This is a genomic window from Haemophilus parainfluenzae (assembly GCF_003252725.1).
Taxonomy (GTDB): domain Bacteria; phylum Pseudomonadota; class Gammaproteobacteria; order Enterobacterales; family Pasteurellaceae; genus Haemophilus_D; species Haemophilus_D parainfluenzae_L.
Map to the genome: position 1 here is coordinate 63,991 of NZ_QEPO01000007.1, position 17,445 is coordinate 81,435.

Annotated in this window: 16 protein-coding genes and 2 pseudogenes; 10 read left to right on the forward strand and 8 right to left on the reverse strand. The window is 39.6% G+C overall.

Annotation, left to right across the window (positions count from 1 at the left end; translation table 11 throughout):
- The first annotated feature begins 15 nt into the window (after positions 1–15).
- Both rpoD and psiE read left to right on the forward strand, forming a co-directional pair.
- The gene (rpoD, locus tag DPV85_RS08320) at positions 16–1,902 is read left to right on the forward strand and encodes an RNA polymerase sigma factor RpoD (RefSeq protein WP_111327701.1); all 1,887 of its coding nucleotides are present in this window, start codon (positions 16–18) and stop codon (positions 1,900–1,902) included.
- A gap of 141 nt (positions 1,903–2,043) precedes the next feature.
- Positions 2,044–2,460 (forward strand): phosphate-starvation-inducible protein PsiE, encoded by a 417-nt coding sequence (gene psiE / locus DPV85_RS08325; RefSeq protein WP_049365746.1) that lies wholly within the window; start codon positions 2,044–2,046, stop codon positions 2,458–2,460.
- 35 nt (positions 2,461–2,495) lie between these two features.
- Here psiE and DPV85_RS08330 read toward each other — a convergent pair whose 3' ends face one another.
- The 3 genes and pseudogenes from DPV85_RS08330 to DPV85_RS08335 all read right to left on the reverse strand — a co-directional run.
- Positions 2,496–3,341: a 23S rRNA (adenine(2030)-N(6))-methyltransferase RlmJ gene (locus tag DPV85_RS08330; RefSeq protein ID WP_049373837.1), complete on the reverse strand. Its 846-nt coding sequence runs from the start codon at positions 3,339–3,341 to the stop codon at positions 2,496–2,498.
- 66 nt (positions 3,342–3,407) lie between these two features.
- Positions 3,408–4,100 (reverse strand): annotated as a pseudogene (locus tag DPV85_RS10040) (penicillin-binding protein 1A); the annotation flags it as partial.
- A 75-nt stretch (positions 4,101–4,175) separates the two neighbouring features.
- Positions 4,176–6,026, reverse strand: a pseudogene (locus DPV85_RS08335) (penicillin-binding protein 1A); the annotation flags it as partial.
- Positions 6,027–6,125: 99 nt separating this feature from the next.
- Here DPV85_RS08335 and DPV85_RS08340 point away from each other — a divergent pair.
- From DPV85_RS08340 to nfuA, 7 genes are all read left to right on the forward strand, one after another.
- Positions 6,126–6,974, forward strand: coding sequence for a pilus assembly protein PilM (locus tag DPV85_RS08340; RefSeq protein ID WP_111327703.1), 849 nt, complete (start codon positions 6,126–6,128; stop codon positions 6,972–6,974).
- The gene (locus tag DPV85_RS08345) at positions 6,958–7,473 is read left to right on the forward strand and encodes a PilN domain-containing protein (RefSeq protein WP_243584679.1); all 516 of its coding nucleotides are present in this window, start codon (positions 6,958–6,960) and stop codon (positions 7,471–7,473) included. Before DPV85_RS08340 ends, DPV85_RS08345 begins: the two co-directional genes overlap by 17 nt.
- Positions 7,470–8,012: a competence protein ComC gene (locus DPV85_RS08350; protein ID WP_111327705.1), complete on the forward strand. Its 543-nt coding sequence runs from the start codon at positions 7,470–7,472 to the stop codon at positions 8,010–8,012. The genes DPV85_RS08345 and DPV85_RS08350 overlap by 4 nt, the downstream gene beginning before the upstream one ends.
- Positions 8,012–8,395: a pilus assembly protein PilP gene (locus DPV85_RS08355; protein ID WP_111327706.1), complete on the forward strand. Its 384-nt coding sequence runs from the start codon at positions 8,012–8,014 to the stop codon at positions 8,393–8,395. The genes DPV85_RS08350 and DPV85_RS08355 overlap by 1 nt, the downstream gene beginning before the upstream one ends.
- A 1-nt stretch (position 8,396) precedes the next feature.
- Positions 8,397–9,779, forward strand: coding sequence for a type IV pilus secretin PilQ (locus tag DPV85_RS08360; RefSeq protein ID WP_111327707.1), 1,383 nt, complete (start codon positions 8,397–8,399; stop codon positions 9,777–9,779).
- Between the two features lie 18 nt (positions 9,780–9,797).
- On the forward strand, positions 9,798–10,487 hold the full coding sequence (locus DPV85_RS08365) for a type I phosphoribosyltransferase (protein ID WP_049371351.1): 690 nt from the start codon (positions 9,798–9,800) through the stop codon (positions 10,485–10,487).
- Between the two features lie 115 nt (positions 10,488–10,602).
- A complete protein-coding gene (gene nfuA / locus DPV85_RS08370) occupies positions 10,603–11,187 on the forward strand; it encodes a Fe-S biogenesis protein NfuA (RefSeq protein ID WP_005694707.1) in 585 nt (194 codons plus the stop codon).
- A 43-nt stretch (positions 11,188–11,230) separates the two neighbouring features.
- Here the strand turns inward: nfuA and DPV85_RS08375 are convergent, their stop codons facing one another.
- Together DPV85_RS08375 and yihA are read right to left on the reverse strand one after the other, a co-directional pair.
- Positions 11,231–12,760 carry a YifB family Mg chelatase-like AAA ATPase gene (locus tag DPV85_RS08375; RefSeq protein WP_111327708.1) on the reverse strand — a complete coding sequence of 510 codons (1,530 nt, stop codon included), beginning with the start codon at positions 12,758–12,760 and terminating at the stop codon, positions 11,231–11,233.
- Between the two features lie 129 nt (positions 12,761–12,889).
- Entirely contained in the window at positions 12,890–13,504 is a 615-nt protein-coding gene (gene yihA, locus DPV85_RS08380) for a ribosome biogenesis GTP-binding protein YihA/YsxC (protein WP_049365765.1), read from the reverse strand.
- A 113-nt stretch (positions 13,505–13,617) separates the two neighbouring features.
- On the opposite strand from yihA, the gene DPV85_RS08385 reads away from it, so the two are divergent.
- The gene (locus DPV85_RS08385; RefSeq protein WP_111327709.1) at positions 13,618–14,487 is read left to right on the forward strand and encodes a VirK/YbjX family protein; all 870 of its coding nucleotides are present in this window, start codon (positions 13,618–13,620) and stop codon (positions 14,485–14,487) included.
- Positions 14,488–14,526: 39 nt separating this feature from the next.
- On the opposite strand, the gene oppF is transcribed toward DPV85_RS08385, so the two are convergent.
- The 3 genes from oppF to oppC are packed head-to-tail and all read right to left on the reverse strand — an operon-like array spanning position 14,527 to position 17,438.
- Entirely contained in the window at positions 14,527–15,525 is a 999-nt protein-coding gene (gene oppF, locus DPV85_RS08390; RefSeq protein ID WP_111327710.1) for a murein tripeptide/oligopeptide ABC transporter ATP binding protein OppF, read from the reverse strand.
- Positions 15,522–16,493, reverse strand: a complete 972-nt coding sequence (locus DPV85_RS08395) for an ABC transporter ATP-binding protein (protein WP_111327711.1) — start codon at positions 16,491–16,493, stop codon at positions 15,522–15,524. Before DPV85_RS08395 ends, oppF begins: the two co-directional genes overlap by 4 nt.
- A 9-nt stretch (positions 16,494–16,502) precedes the next feature.
- Positions 16,503–17,438 (reverse strand): oligopeptide ABC transporter permease OppC, encoded by a 936-nt coding sequence (oppC, locus tag DPV85_RS08400; RefSeq protein ID WP_111327712.1) that lies wholly within the window; start codon positions 17,436–17,438, stop codon positions 16,503–16,505.
- Positions 17,439–17,445: the final 7 nt, after the last annotated feature.

Consider the following 17,445-nt stretch of genomic DNA (forward strand, 5'->3'; position numbering starts at 1 on the left):
AAAACGGGAATAAAAATGGAACAAAATCAACAATCTACCGCCGAGCAATATTCAGAACAAATTGAACAGCTTATGGAATTAGGTCGTACGCAAGGTTATTTAACTTATGCTGAGATCAATGACTTGCTTCCTGAAGATTTGATCGATCCAGAATATTACGATAAGTTGTTGCAAACTTTACAGCATGATGCTGGTATTCCGGTTCTGGATGAAGCACCGGAAAGTGACGAAATGATGTTGAATGACACGATTCCAGATGAAGATGCTGTGGAAGAAGCAACGCAAATTTTATCAAATGTGGAATCTGAAATCGGTCGTACAACCGACCCTGTGCGTATGTATATGCGTGAAATGGGTACCGTTGATCTCCTTACCCGTGAAGATGAAATCAGCATTGCAAAACGTATTGAAGAAGGGATCGATGAAGTCCAAACTGCGATTGCAGCTTACCCAGAAGCGTTAACTGAATTATTAGATAATTATGACCAAGTTGAAGCGGGCAATTATCGTTTAGCTGATTTAATCACAGGCTTTGTGGATCCAAATGTTCCAGAAGAGGAAACCGCAAACATTGATGAAAATTTTGCTGATGAAGATGAAAGTGCCGAATCTGCTGCGGACGTTGATGAGAGCGATGAGGAAGATGAAAGCGATAACAGCTCAAGTTCTGATGACAGCGATTCAGATAATAGCATCGATCCTGAAGTGGCGCGTGAAAGATTTGCCGCATTAAGAGAGCAACATACTAAAACATTAGCAACTATTGCAAAACACGGTCGCAGTGGTAAACGTGCAAAAGATCAAATTGCTCAACTCGCAGATATTTTTAAACAATTCCGTTTAGTGCCAAAACAATTTGATGTACTTGTTTTATCAATGAAGAATATGATGAAACGTGTACGTTCAGAAGAGCGTCAACTACAAAAAGTATTAGTTGATATCGCGGGTATGCCAAAAGATGAATTTGAGGCGCTTATTGTTGCGAATGGTAGCAGTGATGCATGGGTAGCAAAAGCGTTAAAATCAACAAAAGCTTGGGCAAAACGCTTACCAAAATATGAAGAGCGTATCCGTTTATCTCTAGATAACTTAGCGAATATTGAGCAGCATACGAATCTCACCATTCAACAAATGCGTGAGATTTGCGATGCGGTATCTCGTGGTGAACAAAAAGCTCGACGTGCGAAAAAAGAAATGGTTGAAGCTAACTTGCGTTTGGTGATTTCTATTGCGAAAAAATATACCAACCGAGGTTTACAATTCTTGGATTTAATTCAAGAAGGGAATATTGGTTTGATGAAAGCGGTAGATAAATTTGAATACCGTCGTGGTTATAAATTCTCAACCTATGCAACCTGGTGGATTCGTCAGGCTATTACTCGTTCCATTGCTGACCAAGCGCGTACAATCCGTATTCCTGTTCATATGATTGAAACGATTAACAAATTAAACCGTATTTCTCGTCAAATGTTACAAGAAATGGGACGTGAAGCGACGCCAGAAGAACTTGCTGAGCGCATGGGTATGCCAGAAGATAAAATTCGTAAAGTGCTTAAAATTGCGAAAGAACCTATTTCTATGGAAACCCCAATCGGTGATGACGATGATTCACATTTAGGTGACTTCATCGAGGACTCAACCCTTGAATTGCCATTAGATTCTGCAACCGCACAAAGCTTGAAAGTGGCGACTCATGAAGTGTTAGAAGGTTTAACACCTCGTGAAGCAAAAGTATTACGTATGCGTTTTGGTATTGATATGAATACTGACCATACACTCGAAGAAGTGGGTAAACAATTTGACGTAACTCGTGAGCGTATTCGTCAGATTGAAGCAAAAGCATTACGTAAATTACGTCATCCAAGTCGTTCAGAAACCTTAAGAAGTTTCTTAGATGAGTAATTATTCATTTCATTAATATAAAAAAGAAAAGGCAGAGAGCTCTGCCTTTTTTATTTGATTAAATTTGGCTATTTACCACTAAATCACATTCCTTTAAAATACGCATCTTTCGTCATTTTAAAAAACAAAAAAAGGAACTTTATGGAAGAATCTCAAGAACTAGAAAAGCTACCTAGAGTAGTGACTAGTGTATTAAAAGTGATATTAAGTTTTTCACTTATTGCTTTGGCTTTAGTGTTGATTATTGCTTTAGCTAAAATCACCTATACCTTAGCAATTATGGTGTTCAATACATCAAGCGTAGTGCCTTATGATGTTGCTGAACAAGCCGTGATGTTTTTCTTATATTTCGGTTTTATTGGCCTAATCGTGCAATATTTTAAAAGCGGCTATCACTTTCCTTTGCGTTATTTTATTTACGCGGGGATTACCGCTATGTTGCGCCTGATTATTGTGAATCATGAGAGCTCAGTTGATACTATCTTATTCGCAGGCGCGATTTTAATTATGGTTATTGCACTTTGCTTAGTGTTGTATTCTAATAAAATTAAAATTTAAAAGTGCGGTCATTTTGACCGAGATTTTGGAATGGATTATTCCGGTACAATCCATTCCACTGTCCAACTTCCCGTACCTTCAGGGACGAGCGTTTGGGTCAAATAAGGCAAAATAGATTTCATTTGCTGTTCTAATTGCCAAGGTGGGTTAATCACCACCATTCCACTTGCGGTCATACCACGTTGATCGCTATCAGGGCGAACAGCCAATTCAATTTTCAAAATTTTACGAATTCCCGTTGCTTCTAATCCTTTAAAAATGCGTTTTGTTTGTTGGCGAAGTACCACTGGATACCAAATCGCATAAGTGCCTGTCGCAAAACGTTTATAACCCTCTTCAATCGCTTTCACTACGAGATCATAATCTTCTTTTAATTCATAAGGCGGATCAATAAGCACTAAGCCACGGCGTTCTTTTGGTGGAAGCGTCGCTTTGAGTTGTTGGAAACCATTTTCTGATTTTGTGGTGATATTTTTAAATTCTTTGAAATTATTGCGTAATAATGGAAAATCACTTGGATGTAATTCTGTTAGTAATGCACGATCTTGAGGACGTAATAATTGCGCGGCAATCATTGGTGAGCCAGCATAATAGCGTAATTCTTTACCGCCATAATTGAGCTTTTTAATGAGATCTACGTAGCGAGCTACTTCTTCGGGTAAATCTGTTCTTTCCCAAAGTCTCCCAATTCCCTCTTTGTATTCGCCGGTTTTTTCTGATTCGTTAGAACTTAAACGATAGCGTCCGACCCCAGAATGGGTATCGAGATAGTAAAAACCTTTTTCTTTTAGCGAAAGATTTTCCAATATCAGCATTAATACAATATGCTTTAATACATCAGCATGATTGCCTGCATGGAAACTGTGACGATAACTTAACATGATTTGTCCTTTTGATGTAAAAAAGTGCGGTCAAAATTAACCGCACTTTTAGTATTTAAATCAGGGTTAGAATAATTCTTCTGGTTGCGTTGCAGGAATCGCGTCTTTGGTTTTACCTGTTCCGCCATTCAAGCGTTGTTGCAACTCTGGTGGAACATAATAACCACGCTCTTTCATTTCCGCAATGTAAGTACGTTTAGGCTCGGTACCAACGATAAAGTATTCTTTACGGCCACCACCTTCAGAAAGTAAACCAGAGTTACTATCAATGGTTTTTTCCATGATATTTGGTGGAAGTGTGAGTTGACGTTCTGGTACATCAGAAAGTGCAGCTTTCATATAAGCAACCCAGGCAGGCATTGCTGTTTTCGCACCCGCTTCACCTTTACCTAATACGCGTTTGTTATCATCGAAACCGACATAGGTCGTTGTCACTAAGTTAGCACCAAAACCTGCATACCAAGCAACTTTCGCACTATTGGTGGTACCGGTTTTACCACCTATATCACTACGCTTAATACTTTGAGCAATACGCCAGCTGGTACCTTTCCAACTGAGTCCTTGTTCACCATAAATCGCCGTATTTAATGCGCTACGAATTAAGAAGGCTAACTCACCGCTAATCACGCGAGGTGCATACTCTTGTTTTGCCGCACCGTCTTTCGCATCCGCCATTAAATCAACAGAACCATCATTTAATGCTGATGTTTGAAGCTCTGGCAAGTCTGGTACATTCTCAGGTTGCTGATCACCCTCACCTTCATCTGTATCGGTGTTGCTATTACCTTTAGCAGATTTTAGATTGTCAGGGTTAGCCACTTCTGCGACATCTTTAAAACCATCAATTTTATCTTTGGTTTCACCATAAATCACCGGAATGTCGTTACAGGTAATACAAGCAATTTTCGGGTTCGCAATAAATAAATCTTTACCGGTATTATCTTGAATTTTTTCGATAAGATAAGGATCAATTAAGAAACCACCGTTATCAAATACTGCATAAGCACGAGCCATTTCCAATGGAGTGAAGGATGCCGCCCCTAATGCAAGCGCTTCACTGGCAAAATATTGGTCACGTTTGAACCCAAATCGTTGTAAGAAGTCAGCCGTAAAGCCAACACCTGCAGTTTGTAGTGCTCGGATGGCAATCATATTTTTAGATTGACCTAAACCTACACGTAAACGCATAGGACCGTCATAACGATCAGGTGAGTTTTTAGGTTGCCACAAAGGTTGTCCTGGTTTTTGAATAGAGATAGGACTGTCTTGCAATACGCTTGAAAGCGTTAAACCTTTTTCTAATGCAGCCGCATAGATAAATGGTTTAATCGAAGAACCGACTTGCACTAAAGATTGAGTTGCACGGTTGAATTTACTTTGTTCATAACTAAAACCACCCACCATGGCTTCAATTGCACCATTATCTGAGTTTAATGAAACTAATGCAGAGTTAGCGGCTGGGATTTGACCTAAAATCCATTCACCGTTATCACGTTTACGAATCCAAATTTGTTCGCCCACTTTAACCGGTGATCTACCTGCCCAACGCATTGCATTAGAAGAGAGCGTCATCGTTTCATTATTGGCTAAAAGTAATTCTGCCCCATTCTTACCTAATGCGGTTACTGCTGCTGGAATGAATGGTTCTGAATCAGGTAATTTTTTCAAGAAAGCGACAATGCGTTCATTATCCCATGGGGTTTCACCTTTTTTCCAAAGTGGTGCACCGCCACGCCAGCCATGACGCATGTCATAATCGATTAAGTTATTACGGACGGCTTTTTGAGCTTCTGCTTGATCTTTTGAAAGTACTGTCGTGAAAACTTTATAACCTTTAGTGTAAGCATCTTCTTCACCAAAGCGTTTTACCATTTCTTGACGAACCATTTCAGTTACATAGTCTGCACGGAACTCAAATTTAGCACCGTGATAGCTTGCGACGATTGGCTCTTTAATCGCTGCATCATATTCTGCTTTGGTGATTTTATTCTCATCAAGCATTCGACTTAAAACCACATTTCGACGTTCTTCCGCACGTTTTGGCGAATAGAGTGGATTCATGGTAGAAGGCGCTTTTGGTAAGCCTGCAATGACGGCCATTTCAGAAAGTGTTAATTCATCTAAGTTTTTACCAAAGTAGGTTTGCGCGGCAGCTGCAACGCCATAAGAACGATACCCTAAGAAAATTTTATTTAAGTAGAGTTCTAAAATTTCTTGTTTGCTTAAGGCATTTTCAATTTCAATGGCCAATACTGCTTCGCGAGCTTTACGAATAATGGTTTTTTCTGGCGTTAAGAAGAAGTTACGCGCAAGCTGTTGCGTAATGGTACTAGCCCCTTGAGATGCACCACCATTGTTGACCGCAACAAAAATCGCACGAGCAATACCGACAGGATCTAAGCCGTGATGTTCATAAAAACGGCTATCTTCTGTCGCTAAGAAAGCATCTTGCAGACGCTGAGGCACATTTTCTAATTTCACAGGAATACGGCGTTGTTCACCGACTTCACCGATTAATTTGCCATCAGCCGTATAAATTTGCATCGGTTGTTGCAATTCAACAGTTTTTAGGTTCTCAACCGATGGTAAGGAGGACTTTAAGTGAAAATACAGTACACCACCGGCGACTAACCCCAGTATACATATCGTAAATAGGGTACTTAATATTAATTTTGCGATCCGCATCGTAAAATTCTCTCTGGTTTAATGAATATTCAAAAAATCAAAATTATGATTTTGGCTGCTAAGTATAAAAGATTAATCCCTTAAAGAATAGGAAAGAATATGGGAATTGTTCCTAGAAAGCAGCGAAAACAACAAATTGGTGTGAGTAAACAACAAGATAACCTCTATTTTGTTTGGCTAGATGAATTCCACAAAGTTCAATCTATTTGCTTGAATGGACAACAAAAGGACATTTTTTCCCAATTATTACCTCATTTACCGCAAAAAACGAACCAATGTTGTTTTATTGGCGCCATTTCACCCCATTTGACTTGGTCTAAAACGCTTATTTTACCGCAAACACTCAATGCTCAGGAGTGTGAACAGCAATGTCGTTTTATTTTGCAAAAAGAATTACCGATTCCGTTGGATGAATTATGGTTTGATTATCTGACCACGCCATTAAAACAAGGTTTTCGTTTGGATATCACGGCAATTCGAAAAGAAAGTGCCAATGCAGAATTAGCAAAATATTTGCCGCTAAAATTGACCGCACTTGATTTACTGAATCACAGCATTTTGCGTGCATTTTATGCCATTTTAGGGCAAGAGCCGACTAACACCTTATTTTTATATCAGGATCAACAAGGTTGTCTTGCCGTTTGTGAACGCTTACAACAACGACAAGTCTTGCAATCTCAAAGTGATTTATCTGAGCTTTATCAACAATTTATCCAGCGTTTTCCTGAAACAATAGAACAGATTTATGTGTATCAAACGACCGATATATTAAATTCACGCACAATCGAATTACTGCCTCAGGATTGGCTGCGAATTGAAACAGATTTACCTTTCATCGCTTTAGGCAATGCACTCTGGCAAACCGATTTAAAGCTAGTGGATTTATCCTCAAAAACACCCGCACTTTTACCTCTAATTAATCGGGAGAGTGATGATGTTAAGCCTTAATTTATTGCCTTGGCGTTTAGAACAACATCAAAAGGCTTTTTGGCGCTTTATGTGGCAAGGATTAATTTGGTTAGCTTGCTCTATTTTGATTGTTGTTGGTTTGAGTCACCTTAATGAACAACAAGCACAAACCCTAAATCAGACAAAAGAAAAACTTGTGCAAGTCACCAATCAAGTCCATCAGAAACGCATTCAAGTTCAACAACTACAAAGTAACTTAAAAGAAATGAATGAGTTGACTGAAATGGAGACGGAATATGTGTATCGAATGCTTAATTTATTAACTGAGTTGCCCTTACAACAAGGTGAGTTAGATGAATTTACGCTCAATGCTAAGCAACTTGTCCTTTCCGGCATGACAGAAAGCCAACAAGAGTTTGAAGCAATACATCAATTTCTTAAACATCATTTTACAGAGGTTAACTTAACTAAGTTTCAGCCAGTGCAACAGCAGTTATTCTTTCAATTTGATATTCAGTTATCGGAGCCTGTGCAATGAGGAACCTTATCAATGAGATTGTTCAAAAAACTGCACAAGGTTGGTTGGGTAAATGGCTTCGATTACCTCAAATAGTCCATGCTGCCTTTTGGTTGTGTGCATTAAGTGCGGTTATTTTCTTACCTATTTTTCGTTACGTTGAAAATAGCAGTGAACGACATCGACTTGATGCAGAATTGAGTTTGCAACAACAAGAGTGGGATAAACAGGAAAAGATTTTACAAACGTTAAGACAAAAGTCAGACAGCCGACAACTTTCTCCAGAATTAGCTAATTCTGTGTTGCCGATCAATCAGCATGTTCAGGCATTGTTAAATGGGCGACTTCGAGCGTTGGATTTGCGTTGGGATTTTTCTCAACATACGTTGTTGCATTTGTCATTACAAGGCTATTTTGTCGATTTACAACAATTTTTGACCGCACTTTTAAACGATGTTCCTAAACTTTCCTTAACGCAATTAAACATTGAAAAATTAGATGAAGAGGAAAATGCTTCTATTGCATGTGAGTTAATTTTTCAACTAGATAAGGACAAATAATGAAAAAGCTCTTCTTAATCTTGATAGCGTTTTTTTCTGTATCAGCATTTTCACAAGATCCTTTTGATCGTAAACAAAGAGAACAAACCGAATATCCAAAAGAGGGGCTCACCCTACCGCCAGTGTCGACTTGCGTGTATTCGGAGCCGAGACTGGCAGAGGAACGCCCATTGGCTCAGCTACATATTGTGGGTGTCGTGCAAGCCGGTAAACAGGAAGAAGTGTTATTTAATGATGATGGACATATTCTTTCCGCTCAAGTCGGGCAGAGAATTGGAAAGGAGGGCTATTTAATTGAAAAAGTGAGTAAAAACAGCGTGACGTTTCAAGGTTATAAAGCCGGACAATGTGAACAAACAACCTCAATCATCATGAGATTTTAAAATGATAAAGCAGAAAATAAAAACAAAGTGCGGTCAGTTTTTAATGTGTTTTTTGATCCTATGGACTAGCTATTCATCGGCAGAGAATCACGTATTTTCACTTCGCTTAAAACAGGCGCCAATGGTGGCGATACTCCAACAACTTGCCCTTGAGCAAAATGCTAATTTAATGATTGATGATGAGTTAGAAGGAACGCTTTCATTGCAATTAGATAATGTGGATTTTGATCGTTTATTGCGTTCTGTAGCAAAAATCAAAGGGCTCTCTTTTTATCAAGAAAATGATATTTATTATTTGGGTAAGCCTTCTCAACATGAACAATATGCAGAGAAAATGACAGAACCGATGGCGATTAGCGGAGAAAGTTTGCCTAGTGAAATACCTCTTGTGAGTACAACGATTAAACTGCATTTTGCCAAGGCCTCTGATGTGATGAAGTCCTTAACCACAGGTAGCGGTTCTTTGCTTTCACCTAGTGGCACCATTACCTTTGATGACCGAAGCAATGTATTACTGATTCAGGATGATGCACGTTCACTCAAAAATATTAAAAAATTGATTGCAGAGCTGGATAAACCGATTGAACAAATTGTCATTGAAGCACGTATTGTGACGATTACTGATGAAAGCCTAAAAGAATTAGGTGTGCGTTGGGGTATTTTTAACCCTACTGAGGCAGCACATCGAGTGAGTGGCAGCCTAGATGCGAATGGGTTTAGTCATATCAGTGATAATTTAAATGTAAATTTTGCGACAACGGTCACGCCAGCTGGCTCATTGGCTCTTCAAGTCGCTAAAATTAATGGCCGATTATTAGACTTAGAATTGACCGCACTTGAGCGTGAAAATAACGTAGAAATTATAGCGAGCCCTCGCTTACTCACGACCAATAAGAAAAGTGCAAGCATCAAACAAGGGACAGAAATTCCTTATGTGGTGACAAATGGGAAAAATGACACTCAATCAGTGGAATTTCGAGAAGCGGTGTTGGGATTAGAAGTCACGCCGCATATTTCGAAGGATAATAATATTTTATTGGATTTATTAGTGAGTCAAAATTCTCCAGGGAATCGTGTGGCTTATGGGCAAAATGAAGTCGTATCCATTGATAAACAAGAAATTAATACGCAAGTGTTTGCTAAAGATGGCGAAACGATTGTATTGGGTGGTGTATTTCACGATACGATCACAAAAGGTGTCGATAAAGTACCATTATTAGGTGATATTCCCGGTATTAAGCGCTTATTTAGTAAGGAAAGTGAACGTCATCAAAAACGAGAACTCGTCATTTTTGTGACCCCTCATATTTTGAAACAAGGTGAAAGAATGGAGATGGCTAAAAAAGAAAAGCATTTTAAGCAAGTTGAAAAAGTGAAAAAATAAAGGCGGTCAATTTCTCTTATGTTTTCCCATTTTTTTCAGTTTAGTTGTGTGCATTGCAAGCGATCTATTCATCTAGGTCGAAATGGATTGTGTAGTCGATGTCAGAATCAGATTAAAACTTTCCCTTATTGTGGGCGGTGTGGTTCACCCTTGCAGTATTATGCAATGGGCTGTGGACATTGTTTGAGAAATGAACCCGCTTGGGATCGTATTGTGATTATTGGGCATTATCTCGAACCGCTTTCTTCACTTATTCATCGTTTTAAATTCCAAAAACAGTTTTGGTTAGATCGCAGTTTATCACGTTTGCTTTATCTTGCGGTACGAGAGGCGAGACGAACACATGGGCTCTTGCTGCCACAGGCGATTATTCCCGTACCGTTATATCATTTTCGACAATGGCAACGGGGCTACAACCAAGCTGATTTATTAGCGAACTGGTTAAGTCGCTGGTGTGATGTGCCTAACTGTCATCATGTGGTGAAACGGATTAAACATACCCATACTCAGCGAGGTTTAACCGCGAAAGATCGACGACACAATCTTAAAAATGCTTTTGCAGTGAATACCAAAAAGCCTTTTCCTTATGAACGCGTTGCTTTGGTAGATGATGTGATTACAACTGGTTCAACGTTGGCAGAAATAGCCAAACAACTTCGAAAATTAGGTGTAAAAGAAATTCAAGTATGGGGCTTAGCTCGAGCCTAAAATCTGTTAAGGATAGGATTTACCTATATCTATAAAAATAGGAATAAATGTAGAAAAAATTGCCGTATAGGAGTATCATTCCCGATATATTGCATCAAGTATTAGGACTTTATTTATGGAACAAATTTTTATTTCAGATGCTGCTCAAGCACATTTTCGGAAACTTTTAGATACACAAGAAGAAGGTACAAATATTCGTATTTTTGTCGTGAATCCTGGTACTCCTGGAGCAGAATGTGGCGTGTCCTATTGCCCGCCAAATTCAGTTGAGGCAACTGATACCGAAATGAAATACGATACTTTTTCAGCATTTGTAGATGAAATTAGTTTACCGTTTTTAGAAGATGCTGAAATTGATTATGTAACCGAAGAGCTTGGCGCTCAACTGACTTTAAAAGCACCTAACGCTAAAATGCGTAAAGTTGCAGATGATGCGCCTTTAATTGAGCGCGTAGAGTACGTGATCCAAACGCAAATTAATCCACAATTAGCCAGCCATGGCGGTAAAATCACATTAATTGAAATTACTGATGATGGTTATGCCGTTCTACAATTCGGCGGTGGCTGTAACGGTTGTTCAATGGTTGATGTTACCTTAAAAGACGGGGTAGAGAAACAGCTAGTTTCGCTTTTCCCAAATGAATTAAAAGGTGCAAGAGACGTCACAGAACACCAACGTGGTGAACATTCTTATTATTAAGAATCGAAGACGAAAAAGGGCGAATCATTCGCCCTTTTATTTTTTAAGCAGCAGATAATTTCTGTAACAACCGATCCATCGCTCGATATCCTAGTGCTTCTGCTAAATGAGGTTGTTGTATTTCTTTTTCGCCATTTAAATCGGCAATTGTGCGTGAGACTTTTAAAATCCGATGATAGGCTCTCACTGAAAGTCCTAGCTTATTCAGCGCCTTCTCAAGAAACAGGGCATCTTTATCTTGTAATTTACAATCCCGTTCAATTTCTTTGCTTGAAAGATACGCATTGATTTTACCGGCTCGAGCAAGTTGAATTTCTCTCACTTTTAACACTTTTTCTCGTACTTGTTGGCTTGTCTCACCTCTATCTCCCGCATTTTGTAAGCTACCTTGTGGCAGAAGAGGGACTTCAATAGATAAATCAAAACGATCTAAAAATGGCCCTGAAAGGCGATTTAAATAACGCATCACTTGCTGAGGTGAGGTGCGGTTATGTGTTCCGGTATAATGCCCTGTTGGACTTGGATTCATCGCTGCAACTAATTGAAAGCGAGCGGGAAATTGGATTTTTGCATTGGTACGCGAAATAATGATTTCTCCACTTTCTAAGGGTTGTCGTAGAGCATCCAGTACTTTACGCTCAAATTCAGGTAGTTCATCAAGGAAAAGTACACCATTGTGTGCAAGCGATATTTCGCCTGGTTTTGGAATGGTTCCTCCACCCACTAAGGCTGGTAATGAGGCACTATGATGTGGTGCTCGGAATGGTCGTTGTTTCCAGTTATGAAAATTTAATTCATTTTGTACTAAACTCGTAACCGAAGCGGTTTCAATGGCTTCTAAATCTGTCATTTCAGGGAGCAATGCAGTGAGACGACTTGCCAACATGGTTTTACCTGTACCAGGAGGTCCTAAAAAGAGCAGATTATGCTGACCTGCAGCCGCAATTGTTAGTGCTCGTTTAGCATGTTGCTGACTAATAATATCGGTCAAATCCAAGTGATTTGTAGCTGAAAATCCGACCGCACTTTCTTGTGCAAGTAATGAAGCCAAAGGTAATTTTTCTTGATTATTTAAGAATTGCACGACTTCTAGCAGATTTTTAGCGAAATAAGTCTCTTGCTCTGAGACAAGCGATGCCTCATTAGCATTTTGATAAGCGATAATGGGGGCACGTTTGGCTTTTTGTGCCGCTAAAATGGCAGGAATGACACCGTGTACGCCACGTAATTCCCCCGTCAAGGCGAGCTCACCAACGAATTCAAATTGTTTTAAACGACTACCGTCTAATTGCTCTGATGCAGCCAAGATACCTATCGCAATGGGTAAATCAAATCGTCCCCCTTCTTTGGGTAAATCAGCCGGTGCAAGATTGACGGTGATGCGTTTGGCAGGATATTTGAACTGCGCATTCATTAATGCACTTCTGACACGATCTTGCGCTTCTTTTACGGTTTTTTCGGGGAGGCCTACTAAGGTAAATCCAGGCTTTCCGTTACTTAAGTGTACCTCAATCGTAACAAGAGGGGCTTGTACGCCCATTGAGGCTCGGCTGTAAACAATAGCAAGAGACATTCAGATTCCTTAAAGTGCGGTCGAAAATAATCAGATTTTCGCACTATAAAAAAAGCACAGAATGAAATCATACATCCTATGCTTTTTTTGCGATCTTGATCGCAGAAATTACTTTTTCTTTATCAAAAATTACGAAAAAAGTGGTGCAAACCAACTATCTAGTTTGGCCGCTAATTTATCAATGCCAATTTTATTTTGTGCAGAAAAGGCTTCGACTTGAATATCACCTTGGAAGGGTAAAATCGCTTCACGTACCATTTTGACTTGTTTGCTACGCGCACTTTGGCTGAGTTTATCCGCTTTAGTTAAAAGTAACATAACCGGTAAATTAGCAGAAACTGCCCATTCGATCATTTGTTGATCAAGATCTTTTAAAGGATGACGAATATCCATCAGAACAACAAGCCCGCCTAAACATTCGCGTTTTTGCAAATATTCCCCGAGGGATTTTTGCCATTCAATTTTCATTTTCTCAGGAACAGCAGCATAACCATAGCCAGGTAAATCCACTAGTTTACAATTCGGCTCCACCTCAAAAAGATTGATGAGCTGTGTTCGACCAGGTGTTTTAGAGGTTCGAGCTAAGCTTTTTTGATTGGTTAATGCATTAAGTGCAGTCGACTTTCCTGCATTTGAACGCCCAGCAAAAGCAATTTCAATTCCTGTATCTTCTGGGATGGAACGAATATTTGGGGCACTCGTAAGAAAATGCGTTTTATGATAATTCAGTTTAATTTCAGACATAAGTATTCCTTTCATCAATTGCCCCTAGCATATCACAAATAGAAAAATTGCTGAAATTATGAGAAAATGCGCATTTTGCATGATTTAAAGCCTCTTTAATTATATTAATAACTATGGAATCTCAAGAAAATCAATATCGCTGGCCAAAAGCGGAGGCCATTTATCCAGATAGGCCTGGGCGTTCTTATGCGCTTAAGCGCCTACGTTATCGTCTTCGATCTTTTTTACATCAAGGCTCAATTGTTCACTTTGAGCAATTTATTAATCAGCATCCTTTTCTTGTTACATTATTAAATGAGCATGCAGATTATAGCTATCCATTAGTTTATCGTTTTTTAGATAAACGTTTTAATAGCAAACAGCGTTTCGAAGCTATTTGTGACAATCTACTTTTTTTACCTGAAAAATTGACTGCACTTTCAGCATCTATTTATAAAACGCCATTAAGTTTTGGTGAAGTAATTCCTGATTTTGAAATGACATTGTCAATGACCACGCACCAACCGATGGAAGGCTATTGGGTATTGGAGTTATGGCATAAACCACGTAATGAATTAGTATATTTGCTTACTTTTGCCAAACTTGATGAGGCATTACTTATTTCTGTGGTGCAGGGACCCAATTTTGAAGGTTCTAAAGAGATGGTGAAGCAACTCACAAAAACGTGTCATGGTTTACGCCCTGCTTATTTGATGGTGGAAACAATGAAAGCATTGACGAAAGCATTAGGTTTCAAAACATTATTAGGTATTCTACAAAAATATCAAAATAAATCGCGTTTTATTCAAAGCTCTCATTATGTTGTAGATTATGATGCGATTTTTGCTGAATCAGGCGGACAGTTGAAAGACTATTGGGAATTGCCTTTAGAGAACGATAGAAATCTTGATGAGGTACCGAGTAAGAAACGTTCTATGTATCGCAAACGCTATGCAATGCTAGATGATTTGGCTAAAGTAATTGAAGAAAAATTAGAATTGTAAAAGTAAAAAGTGCGGTGAATGTTGACCGCACTTTTTGTTTTATAAGACTTTCAAACAAGCCACAAAATGGCTGTTGTTTTGGCTGGTAAAAGGTGGTTTCTGTTTTGCACAATTTTCATCGGCTTTCAGGCAGCGAGTACGGAACACGCAACCAGACGGTGGATTAATTGGCGAAGGCAACTCGCCTTCAAGCAATTCAATGGATTTATTGCGTTCCAATTTCGGATCGGGAATCGGAACTGCAGACATTAAGGCTTTGGTATAAGGATGTTTAGTGTTGTTATATACTTCCTCATCGCTGCCTAATTCCATGGCATTGCCTAAATACATCACTAACACACGGTCAGAAATGTGTTTTACCACCGCTAAATCATGGGCGATAAAAATTAAGGAAAGCCCCATTTCTTTTTGTAGGGATTTCAATAAATTTACCACTTGAGCCTGAATCGACACATCTAACGCAGAAACGGGCTCATCACAAATGATCATTTTCGGTTCAATGATTAACGCACGAGCGATACCGATACGCTGACATTGGCCACCAGAAAATTCATGAGGATAGCGGTTAATCAAGTTTGGTAAAAGCCCGACTTTTAACATCATCGCTTGTACTTTTTCTTTCACTTCAGCGGCACTTAAGTGCGGTTGGTAGATCTTTAATGGTTCGGCAATGATTTCGCCAATATTCATTCGCGGATTGAGAGAGGCGAGGGGGTCTTGGAAAATCATTTGGATATCTTTGCGAGTATCTTTCCATTGTTTAGCTGATTGTTTTCGTAAATTTTTACCAAGCCACAAGATCTCTCCTTCACTCGCTTCGACTAAGCCGATGATGGCACGTGCAAGCGTGGATTTACCACAGCCCGATTCACCTACTACACCGAGGGTTTCACCTTCATAAAGCTTAAAGGAAACATCCTTTACCGCTTTTAAGGTTTGAGGTTTGGCGAAGAAAAGGGATTTATCGTTTTTAATTTTAAAACTAACGCCTAAGTGATTGACTTCAAGGAGTAATTCTTTGTTATTTGAAATTGTCATAGGGTAAATTTCTCCACGGGTAACCAACAATTGCGTAATTGACTTTCATTAAATGCGGTCAGTTTAGGCGCAGTTTGGCATTGTTCGGTAGCAAATTGGCAACGAGGTGAGAATGGACAACCTTTTGGCAAATGCAATAAATTTGGTGGATTGCCTGGAATGGTGACCAAGTGTTCTTCATTGCCATCTAAGCGAGGAATCGCATCCATTAAGCCAATAGAATAGGGATGAGTTGGATGATAGAAAATTTGCTCTGCTGTGCCGTATTCCATGGTTCGTCCGGCATACATCACCATCACTTGATCGCAAATACCTGCCACGACACCAAGATCATGGGTAATCATAATAATCGCGGTATTAAACTCACGTTTTAACTCATTTAACAAAGTCATGATTTGCGCTTGAACGGTCACATCCAAAGCGGTGGTGGGCTCATCGGCAATGAGTAGTTTTGGACGGCATAATAAGGCCATCGCAATCATCACCCGTTGACGCATACCGCCTGAAAACTCGTGTGGATACATGCCCATGCGTTTTTTCGCTTCCGGCATTTTGACCGCATCCAGCATTTTCACGGATTCAGCAAAGGCAGTTTGTTTATCATAACCTTTGTGTAACTGTAGAACTTCCATGAGCTGTTCACCGATTTTCATGTAAGGGTTGAGAGAGGTCATCGGGTCTTGGAAAATCATGGAAATTTGCTCGGCACGGATTTTATTCAATTCATCCTTCGGTAAATTAACTAATTCTTTACCTTCAAAGATGGCGGAACCTTCCACTGTACCATTGGCCGCCAATAAGCCCATTAAGGCAAAGGCAGTTTGTGATTTGCCTGAACCACTTTCACCCACGATGCCGAGCGTGCTTCCCGCATTAAGTGTAAAGTTTAAATCATTCACCGCAGTGACGGTACCATCGGGTGTTTTGAAGCGAACGTAGAGATTTTTTACATCTAATAAAGGATTCATGATTCGCTCCTATCTATCTTTTGGATCGAGTGCATCACGCAACCCGTCACCGATAAAGTTAAAACAAAACAGTGTGAGACAAAGGAAAAATGCCGGGAAAATTAATAGCCAAGGCGAGACTTCCATTTGTGCTGCTCCATCACTTAATAGCGCACCCCAGCTACTCATCGGCTCTTGTGTTCCTAAGCCTAAGAAACTTAAGAATGATTCGAAAAGAATAAGTCCTGGCACTTCGAGTGAAGCATACACTGCTACTAAGCCCAATACGTTCGGAATAATGTGTTTGAAAATGATTTGGCGACGTGGCACGCCACAAACGATGGCGGCTTCGACGAATTCTTTATTTTTCAAACTAAGGGTTTGACCACGTACAATACGAGCAAGACCAAGCCAAGCAATGGCACCAATTGCGATGAAAATTAAGAAAATGTTTTGGCCAAAAAGGGTTACTAATAAAATGACGAAGAACATAAATGGAAATGAGCTAAGAATTTCCAAAAAGCGCATCATCAACATATCCGTTTTACCGCCTACATAGCCGGAAATCGCACCATAAATTGTGCCGATAGTCACAGAAATGAAAGCACCAGCAATACCGACCAATAATGAAATACGTCCACCAATAGCGGTACGTACCAGTAAGTCTCGACCAGAAGCATCCGTACCGAAGAAGTGATAGCCTTCCATTGTTGGTGGAGAGCTCATCATATTCCAATCGGTATCTTCATAGGTAAAGGGGAAGAACCAAGGTGCTACGGTAATAAAAACAATAATAAACGCTAGAATAATCAGACTGGCAACGGCCGCTTTGTTGCGGAAAAAACGGCGTTTCGCATCTTGCCATAGACTGCGGCCTTCCAGTTGCATTTCTTCAATACGGTCAGCCACGTGTTCCACAAAATCCGCATTTTTCTGATTAATCGGCTGAGTACGATAATCTGTCATAACTTAT

Excerpts from the sequence above, each read along its gene's own strand:
- rpoD (WP_111327701.1), top strand. The coding sequence starts at position 16 with ATGGAACAAAATCAACAATCTACCGCCGAGCAATATTCAGAACAAATT.
- psiE (WP_049365746.1), top strand. The coding sequence starts at position 2,044 with ATGGAAGAATCTCAAGAACTAGAAAAGCTACCTAGAGTAGTGACTAGT.
- DPV85_RS08330 (WP_049373837.1), bottom strand. The coding sequence starts at position 3,341 with ATGTTAAGTTATCGTCACAGTTTCCATGCAGGCAATCATGCTGATGTA.
- DPV85_RS08340 (WP_111327703.1), top strand. The coding sequence starts at position 6,126 with ATGGGAATTGTTCCTAGAAAGCAGCGAAAACAACAAATTGGTGTGAGT.
- DPV85_RS08345 (WP_243584679.1), top strand. The coding sequence starts at position 6,958 with ATGATGTTAAGCCTTAATTTATTGCCTTGGCGTTTAGAACAACATCAA.
- DPV85_RS08350 (WP_111327705.1), top strand. The coding sequence starts at position 7,470 with ATGAGGAACCTTATCAATGAGATTGTTCAAAAAACTGCACAAGGTTGG.
- DPV85_RS08355 (WP_111327706.1), top strand. The coding sequence starts at position 8,012 with ATGAAAAAGCTCTTCTTAATCTTGATAGCGTTTTTTTCTGTATCAGCA.
- DPV85_RS08360 (WP_111327707.1), top strand. The coding sequence starts at position 8,397 with ATGATAAAGCAGAAAATAAAAACAAAGTGCGGTCAGTTTTTAATGTGT.
- DPV85_RS08365 (WP_049371351.1), top strand. The coding sequence starts at position 9,798 with ATGTTTTCCCATTTTTTTCAGTTTAGTTGTGTGCATTGCAAGCGATCT.
- nfuA (WP_005694707.1), top strand. The coding sequence starts at position 10,603 with ATGGAACAAATTTTTATTTCAGATGCTGCTCAAGCACATTTTCGGAAA.
- DPV85_RS08375 (WP_111327708.1), bottom strand. The coding sequence starts at position 12,760 with ATGTCTCTTGCTATTGTTTACAGCCGAGCCTCAATGGGCGTACAAGCC.
- yihA (WP_049365765.1), bottom strand. The coding sequence starts at position 13,504 with ATGTCTGAAATTAAACTGAATTATCATAAAACGCATTTTCTTACGAGT.
- DPV85_RS08385 (WP_111327709.1), top strand. The coding sequence starts at position 13,618 with ATGGAATCTCAAGAAAATCAATATCGCTGGCCAAAAGCGGAGGCCATT.
- oppF (WP_111327710.1), bottom strand. The coding sequence starts at position 15,525 with ATGACAATTTCAAATAACAAAGAATTACTCCTTGAAGTCAATCACTTA.
- DPV85_RS08395 (WP_111327711.1), bottom strand. The coding sequence starts at position 16,493 with ATGAATCCTTTATTAGATGTAAAAAATCTCTACGTTCGCTTCAAAACA.
- oppC (WP_111327712.1), bottom strand. The coding sequence starts at position 17,438 with ATGACAGATTATCGTACTCAGCCGATTAATCAGAAAAATGCGGATTTT.